The 21,153-nt window shown below is 69.2% G+C and carries 17 protein-coding genes; 10 read left to right on the forward strand and 7 right to left on the reverse strand.

What is annotated here, in order from left to right:
• Positions 1–406 precede the first annotated feature (406 nt).
• Together mobF and Pta02_RS38340 are read left to right on the forward strand one after the other, a co-directional pair.
• Positions 407–5,068: a MobF family relaxase gene (gene mobF, locus Pta02_RS38335; protein WP_203879945.1), complete on the forward strand. Its 4,662-nt coding sequence runs from the start codon at positions 407–409 to the stop codon at positions 5,066–5,068.
• Positions 5,069–5,112: 44 nt separating this feature from the next.
• Positions 5,113–5,649: a hypothetical protein gene (locus Pta02_RS38340; RefSeq protein ID WP_203879946.1), complete on the forward strand. Its 537-nt coding sequence runs from the start codon at positions 5,113–5,115 to the stop codon at positions 5,647–5,649.
• 59 nt (positions 5,650–5,708) lie between these two features.
• Here Pta02_RS38340 and Pta02_RS38345 read toward each other — a convergent pair whose 3' ends face one another.
• From Pta02_RS38345 to Pta02_RS38355, 3 genes are all read right to left on the reverse strand, one after another.
• Positions 5,709–6,530, reverse strand: coding sequence for a hypothetical protein (locus Pta02_RS38345; protein ID WP_203879947.1), 822 nt, complete (start codon positions 6,528–6,530; stop codon positions 5,709–5,711).
• Positions 6,527–8,524: a type IV secretory system conjugative DNA transfer family protein gene (locus Pta02_RS38350; RefSeq protein WP_203879948.1), complete on the reverse strand. Its 1,998-nt coding sequence runs from the start codon at positions 8,522–8,524 to the stop codon at positions 6,527–6,529. Before Pta02_RS38350 ends, Pta02_RS38345 begins: the two co-directional genes overlap by 4 nt.
• 86 nt (positions 8,525–8,610) lie before the next feature.
• The gene (locus Pta02_RS38355; RefSeq protein ID WP_203879949.1) at positions 8,611–10,026 is read right to left on the reverse strand and encodes a hypothetical protein; all 1,416 of its coding nucleotides are present in this window, start codon (positions 10,024–10,026) and stop codon (positions 8,611–8,613) included.
• Between the two features lie 648 nt (positions 10,027–10,674).
• Here Pta02_RS38355 and Pta02_RS38360 point away from each other — a divergent pair.
• The 6 genes from Pta02_RS38360 to Pta02_RS38385 all read left to right on the forward strand — a co-directional run bounded on the left by Pta02_RS38360 (position 10,675) and on the right by Pta02_RS38385 (position 15,342).
• On the forward strand, positions 10,675–12,348 hold the full coding sequence (locus tag Pta02_RS38360) for a DUF6248 family natural product biosynthesis protein (RefSeq protein WP_507763425.1): 1,674 nt from the start codon (positions 10,675–10,677) through the stop codon (positions 12,346–12,348).
• On the forward strand, positions 12,329–12,955 hold the full coding sequence (locus Pta02_RS38365; protein WP_203879951.1) for a Pycsar system effector family protein: 627 nt from the start codon (positions 12,329–12,331) through the stop codon (positions 12,953–12,955). The genes Pta02_RS38360 and Pta02_RS38365 overlap by 20 nt, the downstream gene beginning before the upstream one ends.
• Before the next feature lie 53 nt (positions 12,956–13,008).
• On the forward strand, positions 13,009–13,287 hold the full coding sequence (locus Pta02_RS38370; RefSeq protein ID WP_203879952.1) for a hypothetical protein: 279 nt from the start codon (positions 13,009–13,011) through the stop codon (positions 13,285–13,287).
• Positions 13,284–13,475, forward strand: coding sequence for a hypothetical protein (locus Pta02_RS38375; protein ID WP_203879953.1), 192 nt, complete (start codon positions 13,284–13,286; stop codon positions 13,473–13,475). The genes Pta02_RS38370 and Pta02_RS38375 overlap by 4 nt, the downstream gene beginning before the upstream one ends.
• Before the next feature lie 323 nt (positions 13,476–13,798).
• Positions 13,799–14,734 carry a ParA family protein gene (locus Pta02_RS38380; RefSeq protein WP_203879954.1) on the forward strand — a complete coding sequence of 312 codons (936 nt, stop codon included), beginning with the start codon at positions 13,799–13,801 and terminating at the stop codon, positions 14,732–14,734.
• On the forward strand, positions 14,731–15,342 hold the full coding sequence (locus tag Pta02_RS38385) for a ribbon-helix-helix protein, CopG family (protein ID WP_203879955.1): 612 nt from the start codon (positions 14,731–14,733) through the stop codon (positions 15,340–15,342). Before Pta02_RS38380 ends, Pta02_RS38385 begins: the two co-directional genes overlap by 4 nt.
• 500 nt (positions 15,343–15,842) lie before the next feature.
• Here the strand turns inward: Pta02_RS38385 and Pta02_RS38390 are convergent, their stop codons facing one another.
• The gene (locus tag Pta02_RS38390) at positions 15,843–16,175 is read right to left on the reverse strand and encodes a hypothetical protein (protein ID WP_203879956.1); all 333 of its coding nucleotides are present in this window, start codon (positions 16,173–16,175) and stop codon (positions 15,843–15,845) included.
• 165 nt (positions 16,176–16,340) lie between these two features.
• On the opposite strand from Pta02_RS38390, the gene Pta02_RS38395 reads away from it, so the two are divergent.
• Positions 16,341–17,552 (forward strand): helix-turn-helix domain-containing protein, encoded by a 1,212-nt coding sequence (locus Pta02_RS38395; protein WP_203879957.1) that lies wholly within the window; start codon positions 16,341–16,343, stop codon positions 17,550–17,552.
• Positions 17,553–17,646: 94 nt separating this feature from the next.
• The gene (locus tag Pta02_RS38400; protein ID WP_203879958.1) at positions 17,647–18,018 is read left to right on the forward strand and encodes a hypothetical protein; all 372 of its coding nucleotides are present in this window, start codon (positions 17,647–17,649) and stop codon (positions 18,016–18,018) included.
• 310 nt (positions 18,019–18,328) lie between these two features.
• Here the strand turns inward: Pta02_RS38400 and Pta02_RS38405 are convergent, their stop codons facing one another.
• From Pta02_RS38405 to Pta02_RS38415, 3 genes are all read right to left on the reverse strand, one after another.
• A complete protein-coding gene (locus Pta02_RS38405) occupies positions 18,329–18,640 on the reverse strand; it encodes a type II toxin-antitoxin system PemK/MazF family toxin (protein ID WP_203879959.1) in 312 nt (103 codons plus the stop codon).
• Positions 18,637–18,897, reverse strand: a complete 261-nt coding sequence (locus tag Pta02_RS38410; RefSeq protein WP_203879960.1) for a hypothetical protein — start codon at positions 18,895–18,897, stop codon at positions 18,637–18,639. Before Pta02_RS38410 ends, Pta02_RS38405 begins: the two co-directional genes overlap by 4 nt.
• 736 nt (positions 18,898–19,633) lie before the next feature.
• Positions 19,634–20,677: a pentapeptide repeat-containing protein gene (locus Pta02_RS38415; protein ID WP_203879961.1), complete on the reverse strand. Its 1,044-nt coding sequence runs from the start codon at positions 20,675–20,677 to the stop codon at positions 19,634–19,636.
• Positions 20,678–21,153 lie beyond the last annotated feature (476 nt).

The raw sequence follows: 21,153 nt of genomic DNA on the forward strand, positions 1-21,153 counted from the left end.
TGCGCGCCGAGGATCAATGCCCGGTTGGCGCACTGCTGGGCGATCACCGCGACCGGGCGACCCCGATGATCATGGGCGCGTCCCGCGCATGGTGACGCAGCGTGGCCACGCGCGAGGACGGCCACGACCTCCGCGACCCGCACCCACCGAACCCAAGATCCCCGCACCAGCACACCACCATCGATCCCACCTCAGCCAGACCTCCCACCGACCATCAACCGATCACCACTCATCCATCCCATCCACTCATCCAGCAGCCACCGATAACACCCCACAAACTAAAAGCATCACACCTACGCATTTATTAATGATCTTGGTAGGATGAGCGTAGCTCGATGATCACTCATACGTGCCGCCGGCCGCCCCGAGGGGGCGACGGCACGCCAGGCGGAAGGGAGGGTCGGGCGTGCTGAGCATCGCTCCGGGCTATGACCCTCGCTACCTGACGCGCCAGGTCGGCAAGGGCTGTGAGAACTACTATCTGTCAGCGACCATCGAGCATGGTGAGCCGCCGGGCCGGTGGTGGGGACGCGGCGCCGAGGCACTCGGGCTGGAGCCGGGCAGCGTGGTCGACGGCCCGGTGATGGAGAAGCTGTATGAGCATTTCCTTGATCCGCGTGATGCGGACTTCCTCGATGACTCGGTGCCCGATGAGGAGAAGGCGCGGCTGGGCCGGCGCAAGTCGGTGTTTCAGTCCTGGGAGACGATCTACGCCAAGCGCCTGGCCGCCGAGCCGGAGGCGACGGACGAGCGGCGCGAGCAGATCCGTATCACGGCGAAGAAGGACGCCCGCCAGGCGGTCATCCATCACGACGCCACCTTCTCCCCGCAGAAGTCGATTACGGCGGTGCACGCTGGACTGCTGGCGGCCGCGAACGAGGCCGAACGCGTCGGTAAGAGTGCATTGGCCGCCCAGTACCGGCAGGCCGCCGACGTGACGTGGGAGGGCGTGCGGATCGGGGCCGAGGCGAGCCTGCGCTACCTGCAAGAGCACGCCGGGGAGGCCCGCGCCGGCTACCACGGCAAGGACACCGCCGGCCGCACGACCGGGCGCTGGGTGGAGGCCAATCAGTGGGTGGTGGCCCGTTTTGAGCAGCACACCAACCGCGACGGCGACCCCCAGCTGCATGTGCACCAGGCGATTTTGAACCGGCAGCTGTGCGCGGACGGCCGCTGGCGGGCCCTGGACGGCAAAGCGATCTACCGGGCCCGGCCGGCCGCGGCCGTGCACGGCGAGCGTGTCATGACGGAGTATCTGGCCCGCCGGTTGGGCCTGGAGTTCCGCAGCCGGCCGGATGGCAACGGCCGCGAAGTCGTGGGCGTCTCCCCGGAGCTGATCGCGGAGTTCTCCACCCGCCGCGCGGCGGTGAGCCAGCACATCGAGCAGCAGGTGGAGGCGTATGTGGCCAAGTACGGCCGGGCGCCGACCGCCCGCCAGCTGTTCACCATGGGCCAGATCGCGACCAAGGACACCAAACGGGCCAAGACCAAGAGCCCGGATGCGCCGAGCCCGGCCGAGCAACTGCGCTCGTGGGAGGAGCGGACCCGAGCGCGAGAGATTCAGCAGCTCAGCCAGATCCCGGGCAAGGTGTTGGGCCGGCTGCGGCAGGGCCGCGCCGCCGCCCAAGCACAAGCGCTCGGGGACGCCGAGCTGGCGAAGGTCATTCAGGCCGCGGTTGCCGATGCCCAGCGGGAGAAGGCGGAGTTCTCCCGGTTTGAGATCACCCGGTTCATTGACCGCCATCTGCCCGACTACCTGGGCGGCTTGCACCCCGAGCGGGTGGAGGCGGTGCTGGAGGAGCTCACCGACGCGGCATTGAACCCGGCCGGGCCGGCCGGGGTGCGGCTGCTGACCGCCCCGGACGTGGTGCACCTCCCCGAGAGCCTGCGCCGGGCGGACGGGCGCAGCATCTACCAGGTCCAGGCGTGCGAGCGGTATGTCACTGTGGATCAGCTCGACCGCGAAGCGGCGTTGACGGCCTCCGCGCTCGCCGGCGGAGCGCCCCGCTTGAGCGCCGAGCGGGTGGCCGAGCTGATCGGCTTGACTCACGAGCAAGCTGAGCTTGCCGCGCTCGATGCTCGTACGGCCGCGCCCGAAGGGATCAAGCGGCTGTTTGCCGATCAGGCCAACGCGGTGTTGGGCATCGCGACTTCCAGCCGTCGTACGGACGTGCTGTTGGGGGCGGCCGGCACGGGCAAGAGCCGGACCGTGGCCGCGCTGGCGGAGGTGTGGCGGGCGGGCACCGGCACGCCGGTGCTGGGGTTGACGACCGCGCAGAATGCCGCGGGGGTGCTGCGCGGGGAAGGTCTGGACGAGGCGAGCAATATCGCGCTGTGGCTGACGCAGATGCACAACGGGCAGGTCAGGCTGGTTGCCGGTCAGCTCATCGTGGTGGACGAGGCGAGCATGGTCACCACCGAACATTTGGAGCTGATCCAGCGCTATGCCGACCGCTACGGTGCCAAGGTGGTGTGGGCCGGCGACGTTGCGCAGCTGTCGGCGCCGGAGGCCGGCGGGGCGATGCGGCACCTGGTCACCATCGGCGGTGCCGAGGAACTGCACACCGTGGTGCGCTTCCGCGCGGAGTGGGAGCGCGAGGCATCGGTCCAGCTGCGCGATGGCCTGGCCGATGCGCTGATCGAGTACGACCAGCGCGGCCGGCTGCAGGATGGCACCCGCGAGGAGATGGAAACCGCCGCCTATCAGGGCTTCCTCGCTGATCACCTGGACGGGAAGTCCTCACTGCTGCTGGCCCCGACCAACGACAAAGCCGCCGAGCTGGCCGGTCGGGTGCGGGAAGAACTGGTCGCGCTCAAGAAGGTCTCCCCGGAGGGCACGAGGTTGCATGACGGCAACACTGCCGGGCGCGGCGACCTCATCGTAACCAGGGAAAACGTCCGCGATGAGAACGGGGAGTACACCTATCTCAACCGCGACGTCATGCGTGTTGATCATGCCTCCCCGGACGGGAGAATCCTGGCCCGCCTGGTCAACGCAGACGGAACATACGGCAACATCGTCACGTTGGATCCGGAGTACGTCCGGGATCATGTTGAGCTGGCCTATGCGGGCACCGTTCATGCAGCTCAGGGCCGTAACGTGTACCGCTGTCACTCCCTGGTCGACGACAGCGGCAGCCGGGAAATGCTGTATGTCATGCTGACCCGCGGCACCGATGGCAACTACGCGTACGTGGTGGTCGACCGGTCCCGAGAGGCCGATCTGCGGCCCGGACCGGAGCAGGCCCAGGAGCGCGCCAAGGAGCTGCTCGGGAGCCAAGCGGAGCGGACGGCCGCCGAGCGGGAGCCGCTTGAGGGCCGAGCACAGGGTGACCGGTTCACCGTGCTGTCGGGGATCTTGGAGCGGGAGAACGCATCCAAGACCGCCATCGAGGCGATGATCGAGGAAGGGGAACGGCCCCGCAACCTTGGTCACCTCGGGTCGATGTGGATTGATCAGATCCGGTCGACCACCGCCGAGGCCTACATCACCCAGGCCGAGCAGTCTGGTGCTCTGTCGGCGAGCGAGGCCGCTCGGCTCCGCGACGATGAGGCCACGGACACGCTCGGCCGGCTGCTGCGCACGCTGGAGATGTCCGGCAAGGACGCCGGAGCGATCTTTGAGGCCGCGATCCGGGAGCGGGAGCTGGACACGGCCGACAGCGTCGCACAAACCCTGCACTGGCGGATCACGCAGGCCGGCGCCGAACGCGGCATCGACGTCACCCGCCTGGAGGTCAGCGAGGAGCAGATCCGCGGCACCTGGCGCGAGCGGACCCCGAGCGTGGGCATCCCGGAGATCGACCGGCTGCTTGGCGAGACCGCCGCGCGGATGGAGGTCCGACAGGCCGAGCTGGGCCAGGATGCGCTGGAGCGCCCGCCGGCCTGGCTGACGCAGGCGATCGGGGAGCCGCATCCTGAGGACGTGATCGAGCGCGGGGCGTGGGCCGAGCGCGCTGGGCGGATCATGGCGTATCGGGAGCAGTACGGCTATGAGACCACGACCGAGGCGATCGGACCGGCACCGTCACGGGCCAACCCCGAGGCCCGCGCCGCGTGGTGGGCGGCGCACGACGCGATGGGCCGGCCGGACACCTCCCGGGAGATCAGCGGCGCCACCGATGGGGAGCTGTGGGTTCTGCGGGCCCGCTACGAGCGCGAAGCCCGCTGGGCGCCGCCGCACGTCGGCGAGGAGTTGCGGCAGACCTCTGTTCAGGCGCGCGAGCGCGAAGCCGAAGGGATCCGGCTGCGCGCACAGGCCCGAAGCCTGCAGGCGCACAACCCGGAGAGCGCCGCCGCGCTGGAGGGCCGGGCCCGCGGGCAAGAAGCACTCGCTCACGGGCTCAAGCAGCGGGTGACGTCCCTGACCGAGGTGCACGAGGCCCGCACACTCTGGCACAAGACGACCGAGGCGGTCCGCTCATTGGCCATGCGCGCCGATGCCGAGCTTCGCCGGCGCGAGCACATTGACGAGCGCCTGTTGCCGCCGTTGCACGTCGACCAGGCCGAGGCCCGCGAGCGCATCGAGCAGCAGCGCCAGGAGGTCGAGCGGGCGAAGGCGCCGGCGGTCGCGAAGGGGCAGCTGACGCTGAACCTGGGCCCGAAGATCGAACGCGCCGCCGAGCGGGCCGCCGCATGGGCCGAGCCCGAGAAGGACGAGCAGCAGCGCCAGGACGTCGAACGCGAGCAAGAGATCGAACGCGAACGGCAGCGCCAAGACGTCGAGCGCAAGCAGATGCCCGGACAGCAGGCGCTGGAGCTGTTCGGCGTGCGGTCGGTGGAGCGGGAGGCTGATCCGGCGCTGGCCGAGGCACTGGAGACGGCGCGCGCCGCACGGGCGATCACCGAGGCGCGCGAGGCCGAGCGCGGCGAGCCCGAGCAGGAGCACCAGAGGAGTGAGCGCTCCCGCCAGGTGGATGCGCAGTCCATCGAGCGCGAGCGGCAGCGAGCCGCCATGGAGCGGAGTGCGCTGGAGGAACGTGAGCATGGGCGCGCCGACCGTGAGCGGGAACAGCAGTATCGGACGCCGAGCTACGACGAGGGCCCCGAGTTGGGCCGGGGGCGCTGATCGGTGATGGCCAGATGTCGGCGGCGGAGCTTACCGTGATGATTATGAGCAGCCCGGCGGCAGACGGCCCTCCCGAGATGTCACGCGCCGAGATCGAAGCGATCTTCCCGGACTTCTTCGACGAGCGGCCGTTGAGCAGCCAGGAGAGAGAAGAGCTTCGGGCGCTCTTGAATACTCCGGGAGGCCCCCGGGGGCATCTGACGATCCGGCAGCGGCGGGCACGTCCAAGCTTAGGGATTATTCGATCCCCGCAGGCAGTCTCCGCGGTGGTGCAGGACTTCGAGCGAACTCGCAGCTCCAGTTACGACGCTGAAACGTACGCCAGGGGCGTGCTGACCGGCGTGTGGTGGGCGATCGGCAAGGCTGAGACCCGGGCCGGGCCGATCAGTGGCGATTTGGCCGAGCAGTGGCCGCCGGACCTGGGCGATGTCTACCACGAGACACGGGTGGCGCTGGATCTGGCCGATGGGCGTATCCGGCCGGAGATGCGCCCGCCCCGGCGTTACGTCGAGGGGGTCGAGGACGCCTTGTGCTGGCTGTTCGCGCTGAATGACTACCGCCCGGTGCCCATCCAGGAGTGACCTCACGAAGAACACCTCAGGCCCGTACCACCGTGGTACGGGCCTGAGCTGTTTCCCGATCAGTAGGAGCGTGTAAAAGATTGCCGCAGGTGGGCGTATTCGTCGTATTCCTGGCGGCTGATGTCATGGTGGGCAGACAGATACCGGACCCGCTCTCGGGCTGCGGCCACGTCGTCCGTCGAGGCCTTCGGGTCGTTGCCGAGTTGCAGGGCGTCATACAGCTCCGCCAGCACCTCCCGGCGCAGCGCCTGAGCCAGGACGATGGTGTCATCGCGCCGTTCCGGCACGACCAGATGAGGCCTTCCCGCAGGGCCATTGGAACAGCTGAGGGTGCGCTCGTCTGCCCATTTCAGGACGTCGCGGAGCCAGAAGTAGAAGTCGGCCGCGCGATGCGGGCTCTTGTCCTGCCCCTCACCGTAAGCAGCGTGATAGGCGGCGCGCAGCCACAGAAGAGCATTGACGATCTCCGGATGGTAGGGCCAGCAGCATTCGAGGAGCGTTTGGGCATGAGGCCAGCCGACGAACAGCACATCCCGCACCCAGTCGACCAGTTCGGCCAGCGCCGCAGCACGGTGTTCGGCCGGGATATGCGCCAGGTCGACCAGCAAAGACGGCGCTTCCTCCGCGGCCGGCTTGTCCAGCAGCTTGGCGACGCTGGCCGACAGGCCCCGCACCTCCGCCGACAAGGCGGTGAGCGTCTCGACCCTATTGCTCAGATGGTTGGCCCGCTCGCCGAGCGCCTCCAGACGGGCGTCGAGCTCGGCCAGCGCGGCGCGCGCCTGGCCGAGCTCGGTCCCGAGCACCAGCAGCGCCGTCATCGTCTCGTCGGGGCCATCGGCCCGGGAGTCCGGGCCGATGTCGCCGAGGTAGTCCTCACTCATTCGTCATGTTCTCCGGTGTCATGCCAGGGGTTCCACTCCTGGGGAAGGGGCGGCATGGGCCGCGTCTCCGGTGGAGGCGAGGGCAGCGGCCGAGGTCGATCGTAGGGATTGCGCCGGGCTGGCCGCCCGGTGATCTCATCCGGCGAGGGCGGCGGCACCTGATGGGGGTCCAACTGCCGCTCCATCTCGAAGCGGATCTTATGCAGCAGCTCCGGCATGGCCGCCGGAATCGGCCGGGGCAGGACCGGCCGCAGCCCGCGGATGCCGGCGCCGGATTTGACCCACAGCCGGTAGTCGCGGCGGGTGCGGATGTTGGCCATGCGGATGATGGTCGGATCGGCCGAGGTGCTCACCAGCAGCGCGTGACCGGGCGGCAGCTTGCGGATGTCGGAGGGCGGGATGATGTCGACGTCGTCGTATTGCGGTTCGTAGCGGGTGCGCCCGTCATCCTCGCGGATACGCCGATCGCGGTCGCGCACGGTCACCTTGCCCAGCAGGTGACTCATCAGATCCAGCAGCTCGCCCTCGCCGACCGAGGAGGAGACGATCTTGCATTTGGCGGCGGCGAGCAACGCCTTGGCGCCTTCTGCGCCCCACCGCTTGATGATTTGGGCGTAGGACTGGAAATACAGGTGGATGCGGATGCCGCTTCCGGCCGCCCAGGAGGCCCACCGGTCGACCGGGACGGGAGAGGTGTTGGCCGCCTCATCCAGCTCCAGGCTCAACGGGGGATCGAGCCGGGAGACTTTTTGCCCGTCCGCGCGGATGGTCTTGGAGCCCAGCCGGGTGGCCTGCTCCACCAGCTCGGCGAGCATCGCCGAAAACAACGGCGCCACCGGACTGCCCTGACTGGTGCCCGAGACCAGATACAGCGTGTCCTTGCTGCGCAAGAAGCGCTCGAAGTTGAAGCCGGGCCCGGCGACCGGGCACAGCGCATCCACCACGCTCGGATGGGTCATGAAGCGCAAGACCCGCGACAAGGTGGTGACCACGCCGTCGCGGGTTTTGGTGCCCAGCTGCAGGAAGGCGTTGACCTGGGTGAGGGCCGAGTCATCGCTGTGCGGGTGGGCGGCCAGCACGCGCAGCGGCTCATCCGAGCGGTCCAGGATCCAGCCGTACACGGTGATCATGTTCGCGCCGACCAGCGCGGCCGCGTGCATCATCGCCGCCAGTGTCATGGAGGCCAGATCCGCCCAAAAGTCCGCATCCGACAGGCCCTTGTTCTCGCTGGCTTCCACCATGTGGCCGGCGCGCCGCACCGCGGTGACGATGTCCTGGCAGTCCTCCACCAGGTTCCAGCGCATGTTGGAGTCGTAATCGCCGACCCCTTCGGGGTTCCACACCCAGGCCCGGCCCTTGACCTGACGCAGCGCCGCGGTCAGCGCGATGAGGTCGCCGCGGATGCTGGTCACCACGGTCGGGCCGGGGGCATCCACGATCGAGCAGGCCGCCTTGAGGGACTTGCCCTCCTGCGGCGGCGCGAAGGTGATGGTGATGTCCTCAAAGGTGGTGTAGACGCCCCAGCGGTGCAGCCACCCCTGAGCGCGCCCGTGAAAGGTCGCGTACTCACTCCACGGGCCGAAGTGGCGATCGGACCAGGTCAGCGACTTGCGCCCGTGCTTGGCGACCGTGCGGGCCGAGCGGCGGCCATAGTGCAGATACAGCTTGGTGCGGGTGGCGAAGCCCGGGCCCGGATACCAGCGCAGCCGCACCCGCATCCGGCGGGTGATCCAGCGCAGCCGGCGCGGCGTGGTGGTGATCTGGCTCTTGATCAGCCCGGCCGCGACCAGGGCCGCGGCCCCGACCGCCGGCCAGGGCCACAGCGAGATCTCATTCACCAGCGGGACCCCGGTGGCCACGGCCGCGACGGCGTCACCGCCCAGGATCAGGGGGTAGGAGGGCGGGAGGGCCTCGGTGGTGACGGCGCCCGCGCAATCGGCCCGGTGCATCGCATCTCCTCCCAGGCCATCGGGGGAAACAACCCAGGGGGTCATTGTGCGCGTCGGGTGTGACATTTGCTGTGAGGGCGCGCGTAGGGGCTGCGGTGACGCCGGGCCCATACCGGGATACAGGTGACGCATCACGCGCTCACCCCCCGCGCGGCGTTGATGTGCTCATACAGGTAGGCGCGCGCCGTGCCGTCCGACTTCAGGCCCGCCCCCTCATGCAGCTCCCGGGCCACCTCGCCGACCCGATCCCGATCCATCCAGCGCGGATCTCCCACGGCGCCGAGCTGCTCATAGGCAGCGATCAGGCGCGCCTTCGCCGTCGAGCTGCCCACCAGGCGGTCATAGTCGGCCCGGACCCGATCCAGCTCACCGGCCAGCTCATCCCGGGAAGCGTGCGCCCGGTCGAGCTGGTCCTGTGCAGAGCGGCGCCAGCGCTCGGCCTCCTCCTGCTGTCGGCGAAGCTGCGCGCCGTGCTCGTCCTGAACCCGGGCGAGATCCTCGCGCGCCGCCTGCCGGACGGCCTGCAGCTGCTCGGCCATCTCGGCGCGGACCGCGCTGATCTGCTGATCGGCGACATCGGCCGATGCCTGCATCTGCCGGGCGTTCTCCTGCGCGATCTGCTCCACCAGGCCCAGCGCCTCGGTGCGCGCCTGACGGACCTGCTGCTCCGCCGCCGCCTTGACCTGCTCCAGCTCGGCCAGGGCCGCGGCGCGCGCCCGCTCGGCCGCCGCTTCCACGCTGCCGGCCTGGGCGATCGCCGCGGCCGCTTCCAGACTGGCCCGGGTACGGCCCGGCGCCAGCGGCGCGACATCAAGCACCCACTCCCGCACACCGCCCCAGGTCCCGCGCCGGTCGAAGACCAGGCGCAGCAGCCACAGCAGCAGCCGGACGGCCACGCGCAGGACGCGAACCAGCGACAGCAGGACGCCCGTCAGGATCGGGCTCTCATCCATGGGCACGCCGAGGCGATCACCGGCCCAGCGCCGGACCTCGATGATCAGCGTTTCCAGCATCCACGCCAGGCTGATCGGCGCGATGATCGCGACCAGGACGCCCTGCGGAGTCGGAGGAGCGTAGAGGATCTGCGCGGCCAGGGAGAGGGCGAAGAAGACCAGGACGCCGACCCGGGCGCGCAGGCTGGAGCGGCCGCGCAGCGCGGCCACCAGGGCGACCAGCGCCATGGCGATCCACCCGACATCAGGCAGCGCGGCCACGATGAAGGCGCGGATCTGGTCGAGCTCGGTGAGCATCGGCCCGGTGTGGTTGTGCTGCTGCGCGAAGAGCAGCTGCGAGGCGTAGGTGACGATCGCAGCGCCCACCAGCGCCGCGAAGATGAGAAGGCCCGCGCCGCCGAGCAGCCGGCCGGACAGGCGATCGGGCCTGGCCGAGCCCTCAGGGCGGGGCGGCCGTACGATCGTGCGAATCTCACGAACGCCGGGTTCGTCAATCCACGGCGAAAGAGGAGGGACATCGGCCGCAGGTGAGCCGTTCACACGCTGGCCGTTGTCGTCAGGACGTCCGCGCCCCTTTAGGCTGATTCCGAACATCGGGAAGTCACCTTTCTGGTGGTCACCCGGGCGGCGGCGGTCGTTCCGCCAAGATCAAGCGCCGTCGCTCGGGAAAGTTCTGTCGTTAGTAGCCGCGAGACTCCAGGTATGTCGAGATGGCGTCTTCGACGATCTCTTGAATCTCGATCTCTGCGTCTACGGAGTAGCGCCGTAGACGCTTCCTCGTCGTAGCTCGAATCTTTGTGCCGAGCCCGACCAGGGTGTCCTCTTGCGGTGGCGCCGGTGCCGCTTGCACGTTGGCCTCGCCCTCCTTCTTCCGCTCTCGCACAGCGCTCCTCACTGGTTATGCGCCTCTCCATAGCGCTGACCAGGACAATACGCCGTAGTTCGCTCGTCACGTAGCTTCCTCGCCACCGTTCTCTATCATCAACTAGGGAACTAGTTGACAAGATACCTAGGCGCGTAGGAGCGTGTCAATCAGCGGGACATTAGCCCCGACACGAAAAGGCCCCGGGGCGAGCAACGACCAAGAAGACCGCCCCGGGGTTCCCTTGAAGGGAGATCTCAGAATGGCACAGATCGACACATCAAGCTGCACTGATCCTAAGTGCTCGGTTTGCCAGGGGAGCGGTGGCAGATGAGGCGCGCGCTGCCTACCGCGGCCGCCGCTTTGGCGACCACGCTCCGATGTGCCGCCGTGGCTGTCCTGCTCGTTGGCGCCGGGTTCGAGGGCGACATGTCCAACGAGCTGCCGAAGGCAGACGTGAGTGCTCACGTCATCCACCACCAGTTCGGGAAAGGCCGGTGACCACATCCGAGGCCCCCGCACGTTCTCCGCGTGCGGGGGCCTCCCCACGTCACCACCCGGCGCCGGCGCCCACGCTGACCTTCCCAGCAGAGGCCGCCGAATGGATCCGGCAGAACGCATGGACGGCGTACATGCGCAGGATCTACGCCGAGCGGCCCGGCTACTACACGGCCTGCGCCTGTCAGTACGGCGGCGGCGCGTGCCTGTCGAGCGACAAGCCGGGCCGGCACGCCCGCTGCCACCTCGGGGCGCCGCTGCCCCAGCCCGAGACGCTGATCGTGGGACACGACCAGATGGCGGCCGCCTTCACCGAGCCCTACCGTCACCCGGCGGTCTCGGCGACCGGTTGGCACCCGACCCGGACAGCGCAGGTGTGGCTCGCCGATCGGGTGTGTGCCTGGTCGTGCCCGTGCGAGTGCGGGCACCCCGGCCCCGAGCCGGCGCACGCCCACCACCCCGGCCCGCTGGCCCAGCAACCCCGCCGGCGGCCGCCGATGAGCGCCGAGGCCGCCGCATGGGTACGCGAGCACGCCTGGACCGCGCGCATGCGCCTGCTGTTCGAGCGACTGCCCAGCACCTTCACCCTGTGCGCGTGCCAGTGGGCCAGCGGATCATGCCGGTGGAGCGGCGAGCACGCCACCTGCGACCGGGCGCTACCGCTGCCCTATTACGAGACCTGCATCTATAACCAGCACGGCCACAGCCTGGAGCTCGCCGAATCGTTCCGGCACGCCACTCCCTACCCGGCCGGATGGCTGAGCAGCTCTGACGCGATGGTGTGGCTGGCTGATCGCACCTGCCGGGAGGTGTGCGCCTGCGGTTGCAATCACGACCGCCACCACGGTGCCCCGTACAGCCCGGCCCGGCGGCCGCCGGCCGCCCCGCCACCGGCGCCCACTCCGACGCGTGCCCCGGTGACATCGCCGGGCGCCCAAGTGATGACCGAGGCCCAGGCGGCATGGGTACGTGAGCACGTCTGGACCGAGACCATGCGCCGCGTCCAGGAGACCCATCCCGGCTTCTACACGGTGTGCTTTTGCCAGCGCGGTCCCTGCGCGCAGTGCACAGGCGGAGATCACGAGCGATGCCGCTTCCCTAAACCGCTGTTCTCGCGCGAAGGGATGATCGCCAGCCGGACCGGCGCCGCGCCGGCGTGCTTCGCGCAGCCGTACGCGCACCGCACCCGCGATGGAGCTCCACAGCCGACCACGGTGGCTCAGGTATGGCTGGCCGACCGAGTGTGTTGCTGGGTGTGCACGTGCGAGTGCCGCACCACGGCACCCGGCTCGCCGCCGGGGGACGTCGACCATGCACCCGTGACGGGTGCGCCGGAAATGCTGCCCGGGTTCGACCTGCTGCCCACCCTCGCGCCGCGGCCCCGGCCGCGCCGCCCCCGCACGACTTCACGTCCGCCGGCCGCCGGGATGGAACCGCTGCTGACGGATGAGGACCTGACGGCCGCGCTCCGCCCCTCTCGACGTCCCGACACAACCCAGACAACGATCACAACACGTCCCCCAACAGGAGGCCCCGTTGACCACCACGAACAGTGATCGCTTCACGGCCCTGCTGCGCTCTGCGGACGGCGCCTACCGGCCGGAAGGTATCTACGACAACCAGAAGACCCGCACACTCTCCCTGTTGGCTATCGCCCACGGCCTGGCCGCGCTCCGGCCGCCAGCCGATGCTCCGTCCTCGCCCGCTGTGGCCATCGCCGCCCGCACGGCGGTGGTACGCGGTGAGCTGGCCCGCGCTGATGCCCAGGCCGGAACCGCACTCGGCTGGACCGGTACGGCCGCAGCCGTGGTCCTGGCCCTGAGCGCCATCGGGGCCCGCGGCCTGTCCGTCTCCGCCCACATCACGCTCTGGACCGGGGCCGCCCTGGTCGCCGGCGCGGTGTGGGTCCTGCTCTCTGCGGTCTCCCCCACCATCCCCCGGCGCGGCGGCGTGGGATTCGTACTCGACGCCGAGGACACCCCGGAGGAACTGCTGGCCCGCCTCAGCGCGCCGGTCGAGCAGACTGACCGAGACGCCGCCGTTGAGCTGATCTATCTCTCCCGACTAGCGAAGCGCAAGTTCTACCGGATCAGGCTGGCGAACCGGCTCATGCGCCTGGCCCTGCCTCTCCTGGTGGCCACACTCCCGCTCAACCTCATCTGACCTGACAGCAACCTCGATCAAGCCGTGTCATGCACGGCGGGAAGGGGCTGGAGATGGACGACAAAGATCTTCAAGTGCTGGCCGTCTGGATAGCGACGGCGATCGGTCCACGCATGGTCGGCGGCCGGTACTACGACGGTTACTGGGGCACCGAGGACGAGGTCCTGGACATCGACCGTGGTCCACATGAGGGCTGGTTGCCCTGGACCATCACCGTACGAGATGAGCACGGGGAGCGCTGGCACTGCACGGCGTGGGATCCACAGCGGGATAAGGTCGTTTTCCAGCCAGCAGACACCGACCCGATGGACGCTGCGAGGGAGACCTCATGACCGATGAGGAGCGGGCCGCGATCCTGGCGGCTTTTGATCAGCTTCAGTCCGCGCTCCGCGCATGTGACGGAGAGGGCGCTGCCGAGGCCATGCGACGGATCTACGAGGTAGAGCCCGCCGTAGCGGACACGCTAATCAACAACCTGATTACCACCGGCCTACGCAACATGGTCTACGGGACCGAATGATCTCACCCAGCGACCATGAGGACGAAGCCCCGAAGCGCCCGCTCCGGGGCTTCGATCACCCATACCTCCAGCTCAGAGGCTATGCAACCGATAGATAGAACGATAGATAGACGAATAGATGCAGAGATAGAGGAAGGCAAGGAAGCAGCGAGGAAGGAGGGGATGAACGATGGGTAACACAGACACACGAAGGAAGACATGCCCGTAGCCAGCAAGGCATAGCGGCATGAAGCGCGCTCTCGATAGCGTCTCCGCCCAATCGAGCTGAAGCATGGGAGACTACCGACGGCATGAACCGGATAGGGCATGAGACCAGGTGAGAGATGAGCACAGCACCAGCCACAAATGAGATTCCCGGCGCCCTGGCGCTCGCCAGAGTGATCGCCGTCGCGAACGACAAAGGCGGCGTCGGCAAAACCAGCGTGACCGCCAACCTCGGCGCCCTGTACGCCCAGGCCGGCTATCGGGTACTGCTGGTCGACCTCAACCGCCAGGCCAACCTCTCGGACGATCTGGGCTACCGCGGCGCCGACATCGACGACCAGGGCGCCGGCCTGCTGATGTCCCTCATGACCGGCAAGGTGCTCCAGGCCGTCGCCGTCCCCGGCCGACCGAACCTATTCGTGGTACCCGGCGGTAAACATCTCACCGACTTGACCGGCGTCATGGTCGGTCGCGTCCAGAACCACGGCCGCGAGGCCATGCGTCTGCTGGCCAGCGTGCTGGCTCCTATCGCCGGCGAGTACGACTTGGTGATCATTGACACGCCGCCGGAGAACACCCTGCTGGTGGATCTCGCACTCGGCACCGCGCGCTGGCTGCTCATGCCCACCCGCAGCGATGGCGGCGGCCTGGTTGGCATGCAGCTGCTCGCCGAGCGCTACATCATCGCCCGCCAGATCAACCCAGCGTTGGCCCTGCTCGGCGTGGTGCTGTTCGGCACCAGCCGCGGCGCGAGTGCCATCCACCGTGACGTCCGTGCCAAGGTGGAGTCGGCCTTCGGGATCGGCGCCTCTCCGGTCCTGACGGCGATCATCGGGCACTCCGAGCGCATCGCCGTGGATGGCCGCGATCGCGGCCGGGTCGCTCACGAGCTGGAGAGCGACGCCGCCACCCAGCCGGCGTGGTGGGAGTCGCTGCGCGCCGGCACCCCAGCCGCCCAGCGCATCGCCCCCACCGCCGCCAATGTCGCCGAGGACTACCGCCAGCTCGGCGCCGAGGTCCTGCAGCTCCTGGCGGCTGCCGAGGGCAGCGCATGAGCGAGATCGACATCAACGCCCCGGGCAGTCTGGGCAGCGCATTCGGCGGCAGCGCCGCCGGCGGGCTCGGCGGCATCCTGGCGCCCCGCACCTCCGCCCCAGCCTCGCCGCCGGCTGTGGCCGCTCCGGTCCCGGAGCCGGTTCCCGTCGAGCGTGTGGCACCCGACAGTGTCCCTGAACCGCTCGCGACCGCCGACGATCGCCCCGAGGCCCTGGAGGATGACGCCACCTATCCCGTGGGCGTCTACCTGCTGCCCGCCACCATCGCTGCGGTGAGCAAGCGGCGCAAGGCCCGGCGCGTCGAAAATGTGAATGTGGCCCTGGGCGCGATCGACGAATTGTGCGATGAGCTGCCCGCCCTGATCGCCGCCCGGCGATCGGCCGGCCGAAGCAGCGACAGCTTGTTTCCGCCCCGGCGCAGCGAATCCCACCAAGCCGCCGCCGCTCGCGACGGCCGCCGCAGGCTGTGGTCCTTCCAGGCCACGGCCGCCGAGGTGCGCGTCATTGACCGGTTGGTGGAAAGCACCGGCGCCCGCTCCCGCAGCGAACTCATCGCCTGTGCGATGGAGGCCTACTTGGCGCCCCGCCGCCGAGGCCGCGCGAGGTGAAGCTATCGGGCGGAGCCGTGCGGGTTCCGCTCGATTGGCTGTCTATCCTTCTGGGGCGCACGTGACGCCCTGCTCAGACAGCCCCAACATGTGGGACAGTAATCATTGAAATACTCACAGTGATTATTGGGGGGTGTTTGGACGGTGGCGCCCGATCCGCCCTTTCCTCCGGAAGATGACGCCGGATGGTGGCGTGACCCTTTCCACGCTCCCCCGCTCACTCCACCCGACCCCGGACCCAGCACCAGCGATTTCGACGAACCCGAGTTCTACGGGCAAAGCTGGGCGCCGACCCGCCAACAGCGGATCACCACCTTCCTGAGCTCGCACGTGGTTCCTCTCGCCGTAGGTGCAGCGTTGCTCACGGCCGCTGGCATCGGTGTTTGGACAGCCCTGCCCGCGTCTGAGGCTGAGACCGCGCCTCCTCGCGCAGCTCCTTCACCGACACCACGGCACTCCGTGACGTCTGAGCCCACCGGCACCAGCCGCCCGTACCTGGCCTACCCGACCGCCGGGCCGTCGAGCTGGACACCGCCGTCGACGCCGAAGGCCACGCCGACGAGCTCGCCGAGCGCGAAGAAGACGCCACAGGAGCCTGGCGGCCGCGACGGCACGGTGCATACAGTGCCGCTGGCCGAACCGTACCGGCCGCCGCACACCTCCCAGCCAGCCCCGGCGCGCCGCCCCTCGCCGTCGGCCAGGAGCACCAAAAGCAGCACCTCCCGCAGCGAGTCGAGGCCGGCCAGCCGCCGCCCCCGCACCGACAGCCGGCCGCGCACCTCCCGGCGCGACAGCCCGCCCCGGAGCCCGGCCCGCCCGCCGACGGCCGGCAACTTGTCGGCGGCCGCGCACGCTCAATGCGACCGGCTCTTCGCGGCCACGGACTTCCGTCGCAGCGCCTGTCATGCCTACCTTCACAGCCAGGGCTACTGACGCGGCGGCATCGACCGCCGGGGGCGAGCGCGGAGCGTAGCCTGACATTGGCAGGAGGTACCCTCATGCGCTCCCCCAACGATCACGACCGCAGGATCGGCGACCGAGTCCGCAGAGCCCGGCGCGTGCGCCGGCTGAGCATCGAGACCCTGGCCGGCCTGTGCAATCGCTCCAGCGGATGGCTGTCGGAGGTCGAACGCGGCCTACGCCCGCTGGACCGGCGCAGCGACATCGCCGCCCTAGCCAGCGCGCTGCAGGTCGACCCCGCCGATCTGTTCGGCGAGAGCCGGCCCCCCATCGCCACCGAGCCCGAGGGCGTGGCGCAGCTACGGACCCTGCTGCATGACACGGCCCTGGACGACCCGCCGGACGTGCCCGCCCGGCCCTTGGCGGTACTGGCCGAGCTCACCACCGCCTCCATCGCCGGCTACCGCCGCCAGGCCGACTACGCCAGCCTCACCCGCCAGGCCGCATCCGTCCTGGCCGAGCTGCACGTCCACGCCAACACCGGCACCGAAGACGACCGCATGACCGCGCTGCGCCTGATCGTGGAGCTGGCCACCAGCGCGGCATTTTGCGTGCGCCACCTGGGCGCCGTCGACCTGGCCTGGATCGCCGCCGACCGGGCCCGCCAGGCCGCCGCCGCGCTGGACGACCCGGTCTACATCGGAGCCGCCTGGTTCGGCCGCGCCCTGGCCCGCCCGAGCGCCGGCACCGCCCGACCGGTCCGTCTGGCCGGTCAGGCCGCCGACCGCATCCAGCCCCACCTGAGCTCCGGCGACGCCTTCGGCCACCAGGTCTACGGCATGTTGCACCTGACCGCCGCGCTGGCCGACCAGATCCACGGCACCGACCCGGGCGTGCGCGCCCACCTGGAGGAGGCCGAGCGCATCGCTGGCCTGGTGGGCGAGCGCGTCGGTGCCTGGCAGTCCTTCGGCCCGGCCAACGTGCAGGTGTGGCGGGCCGCCCTGGACATCGAGGCCGGGCGGCCCGGCCAGGCCCTGGCCCTGATCCCGCAGATCGATACCCGCCCGCTGGGCCGCAACCGGCGCGCGGCGCTGCTGATGGAGGTTGCCCGCGCCCATGCCATGCTCGGGCGCCGGCACACCGAGCAGGCCGCCCTGCACCTGCGCGACGCCGAGAAACTCGCTCCGGAACGCGTCCGGCACAACCCGCTGGCCATCGAGCTCGTCGCCGACCTCGTCGATCACTGCCAGCGGACCGCCGTGGGGGAGGTTCTGCGCGGCCTGGCCTACCGCATGAACCTGTCCACCTGAGCAACCTCGCCCGTTCTTCATTTTCGTGAAGAACCACCTCGCAGGGGCGCGCTACGGTCACGGCCAGTCATCCACCAACAGAAGGCCGCCCCCTGTGTCCGCGTCCCCGCGTCTTGCTGTCGAGCGCTCGCCCACCGCCGCTGAGCGCCTGGCCGCCGAGCTCGCCGACCTCCTGGCCCGCGAGCATCACATCCTCGCCGACACCCACGCGATCATCGAGGGCGAGGCCGCCGTCTCGGTCTATGTCAGCCTGCTGGCCCGCACCGATGGCCGGCGGATCTGGTGGCAGGTGCCCACCGCCCAGCGCCGGCGCCCGCTGTGGACGTATGCGACCACGCCGGCCGGCGCCGCGCGCCGCCTGGCCGCCCATTGCCGCCAGCTGCAGACCCGGCCCATGACCGAGCTCGTGCGCGGCCGGCTGATGCTGGCCGATGTCCTGGTGGACCGCGATGCCACGCCCGTATAAGCGCCGCGCCGGCGGCGCGCACATGAAGCTCCGGCAGGTCCCTGGTCCTTCCCCCCCCACCCCGGCCGCGCCCCCCGTGTGCGGCCGACCGCTGCAGGGACCTGCCGCTCTGACGTCGTGGCCCCGGGGTCGACCTCCCCGGCCGATCGGAGGGATCGGCCCACGGGAGCGCCCAGTCCTCCGGGGCCACGACCTCACCGGGCGGCGGATGGGTTGTGGCGGAATGACCGCCGCCGCCCTGACCACCAGAGCCGGGGATGGACGAGGAGGCCTGTCCATCCCCGGCGGCGTGCCCGGGGGCTGACACCGCTCAGCCGGTCAGACCGAAGATCGTGGCGAGCATGCCGCGCACCGCGGCCAGCTGCGTCTCCGGCAGATCGCCCACCTTGTCCTTCAACCGGGAAGCCGCCACGGTGGAAATCCGGTCCACCATTGCCGCCCGGCCCGCGCCGAGGTCAACCACAAACGCCGTCAGCGCATGGGCCATGTCGGCCTCCACCACGAACGCGGTCAACACGTTGTCGCCGTACAAGGTGTGGTAGAAATCGCCGGTCACGATCAGCCGGACCTCCTCGCGATCGCCGAGCTGGACCGTCCACAGCTCGCCGAAGCGATGGCTCACGCCGCCTCACCCGAGCGCCGCTGTTCGGCGGCGCGCGCGATGTCCTCGGCGGCGGCGCGCTCCTCGGCCTCCTGAGTGGCCACCGCGCCACCCCCGTACACCGCGGCGCGCGCGGCCGCCGAGTGCGTCGCGGCGATCTCGCGCAGCGCGCCGCGCTCCAGAATGGTCGAGACGCTGACGCCCTGGGCTTCAGCGTGTCGGCGCACCGCCTCCAAGATCCAAGGGGCGATACTCACGGACGTCTTCTCTTTCGCCATACCCGAAGCGTACCCACATGGTCATACCGAAGGTAGGGGTTCAGGACAATACCATGCGGAGCAGCGATCGAGGTGATCACAAAGTGCTGGGCCATCCGTCCGCTGGCGGCCACCTCCATAGGCCAGAAGCCCCATAACAGCCTCTCTGCATAGAGAAATAGGCGCATGCGGAAAGACCGTCGCTAGCCCGCACGGCTACCGTGTCGTGATGCGGCGAAACTGCAAATCTACATAGTAAAGGCACTCTCGTCATGTCGCGATCTTCCTCATAGCCAGCCGGATTTGAGGACCTAGGATCATGCCACCACTAGGGCATCGGCCCACCATGACGCCCCTCGCCGGCTCCGTGTTGCCATCGTCTGGAGCCGGCTACGGCAAGATCATCTACGCCCTACGGCCGCCGCACTACGCATACCAGGAACGCCCCGGCCCCCCACGGCAGGCCGGTCAGCAGCGCAGCTGGCCAGCTCGCTCCGGTGGCCAGCATCAGCCCTACCCCGATGGCTGCCGCAACGGCAGCAGCCAACAACGCCAATACGATCCGGTCCGGCACCATGGCCGCCTCCCTTGTTCGGTAATTGCCGAGCCGGATGATGGGGGAGGGAGGGGGCTTGTGTACGGCCACGACCGTGCACCGGACGTGATCTTCCTCACACGAGTACGTCCCTAAACGTACAAGATCAAAATTCTCGAGATCTGAGGTATAGCAAGGCCTGGGGCTCGGAGCCGACCCCTCCTAAGTGTGATCTTCCTCGGCCGCGGACAGACCGGAGGCCTCCCGATCCGAGTTGTCGGTTGAGCCGCCTGATACCGGAGAGGTGGCGGGCGTTGGTGAAACGATCCCGCCGATGAGAGTCGCGTTCTTGGGGCGGATGTCAAAAGCACGGATATCGGTCAGGATGGCGCCTTTCAGGTTCGCGCCGGTCAAGTCTGCCTTGGTGAAGTCCGCGCGAGTCAGGTCCGCCTCGGCCAGGTTCGTGTTGATCAGAAACGCGCGGGTCAGGCGCGCGCCGGTCAGGTCCGCCTTGGTCAGGTTCGCCTCAGCCAGGAATGCACGGCTCAATCGGGCAACGACGAGCCTTGCCTCCGCCAAGTGCGTGCCACGCAGGTGCGCATCGGTCAAGTTCACGCTGAACATGTTCGCTTCGCTCAGGTCCGCCCCGCTCAGATCTGCTCCGGTCAGATTCGCGCCGCTCAGGTGCGCGCCAGCCAGGCTCGCGTATGACAAGTCGATCTGTGAGAACGGTCGGTCGTGGTCGATGACGCGGCGGCCGATGACGGTAAGCGCGGCCTGAATATCGCTGGCCACTTTCCTCGGCGAGGAGAGCGGCGGGTGTGCGGAGGCAGGTGCAGGGTCGGCTGCCGGGACTGGCGTTGGCGCATTTCGGGAGTGCTCACGGATGAAGGCAGCCAGAACTTCCATGATTGTGGGATGGTCGCGGCGAGAGTCACGGGCGATGCGTTCCAGGGCATAGATGCCGCCCAGGCGGATGTCGAGCTTGTCGGAGCCGAGCTGGTCGATGGCTTTGGTGTAGCGGTCGGTGATGTGGCCCTGGCGCGCGGTGTCGGCATTGCGGGCGGTGTAGTACACCGCCCCTAGAGCGATCAGACCGGTGGCGATGGCCAAAGCTCGACCGCGCACCGCGTCCAAGGCGGCGGCCCGATCCTTGGCAGCACTTTGGCCGGTAAAGGAGGTGACGCCGTCGATGTGCTCCAAGACCCAGACTGCGCCCGGGCCTAAGACCCAGGCCAGAATGATCACTAGCGCCAGGATGAGCATTATCCCGATGCTCCGAGCCATCGGATAAGTCCGCATACGGCGCAGGAGCACACCCCAAATCGTCACAGATCTACGCTGCCGGGCCGAGAGTGCGCCGAGGTGGTGTCAGGCGCTGGTGATGACGAATCGTGACAGAGCGGAGCACGAAATATCGGCCTGCTGGCTGCCACGCTGACTTGCGATAATCTTGGCTTACCGCAACCCAAAAACCGGACATATCGCCCGCCTGGGTCCGGCTGCCTACGCCATGCCTTGGCCTCCGGACACCGCCGGCCGGGCCGGGCGATCACGCCGCTCGCCACGGTCGCACCGTCCGGCATCCGACCCCGCCTTTCACCGGGAGGCAGGAGTCGCCTGCTGCCCGTTGCTTCCGGTAGTGCGTGCCGGGGCGCCGTCCTCGGGCAGATCGTGCTGGGTGAACAGGTCCAGCAGCAGCCGCACCGGCAGGTCGGCCTCGGTCGGATAGCGGAAGCCCC

This window comes from Paraplanobispora takensis (assembly GCF_016863195.1).
Lineage (GTDB): Bacteria > Actinomycetota > Actinomycetes > Streptosporangiales > Streptosporangiaceae > Planobispora > Planobispora takensis.